At 65.6% G+C, this 509-nt stretch carries 1 protein-coding gene; it reads left to right on the top strand.

Annotation, left to right across the window (positions count from 1 at the left end; translation table 11 throughout):
* The coding region (locus F2B26_RS17020; protein ID WP_235929738.1) for an ABC transporter substrate-binding protein at positions 1–509 on the top strand (509 nt) is incomplete at both ends.

The raw sequence follows: 509 nt of genomic DNA, 5'->3' as shown, positions 1-509 counted from the left end.
ACGGCTACAAGCCGCGCAACGAGCCGCCGAGCCGCAATGCCGGCGGCAAGGTCGCGAATTTCAAGCGGATCGAATGGCACATCCTGCCGGATCCGGCGACGGCGGCGGCCGCGCTGAGCACCGGCGAGGTCGACTGGTGGGAGCGCCCACTCGCCGACCTGCAGCCGATGCTGGCGAAGAACGCCGACATCAAGCGCGAGGTCATCGATAAGGCCGGCCGTGGCGCGATCATCCGCCTCAACCACCTGCAGCCGCCCTTCAACAATCCGAAGGTGCGCGCCGCCGTCCGCATGGCGGTGAAGCAGGAGGACTACATGCGCGCCGCCCAGGGTGACGATACCGAGATGTGGCAGGTCTGCCGTAATCTCTGGTGGCGCGGCACGCCCTATTATACCGGCGAGCAGGAAGACCTGATGCCGCAGAGCCTTGAGAAGGCCAAGGTCGCGCTCAAGGACTCCGGCTACAAGGGCGAGAAGGTCGTCATCATCAATCCGACCGACTTCCCGGAT

The organism is Cellulomonas citrea, assembly GCF_009829685.1.
Classification (GTDB): Bacteria; Actinomycetota; Actinomycetes; order Actinomycetales; family Cellulomonadaceae; genus Cellulomonas; species Cellulomonas citrea.
Note: the sequence above shows the minus strand (reverse complement) of the source record. Positions and strands in the feature narration are given on the sequence as shown.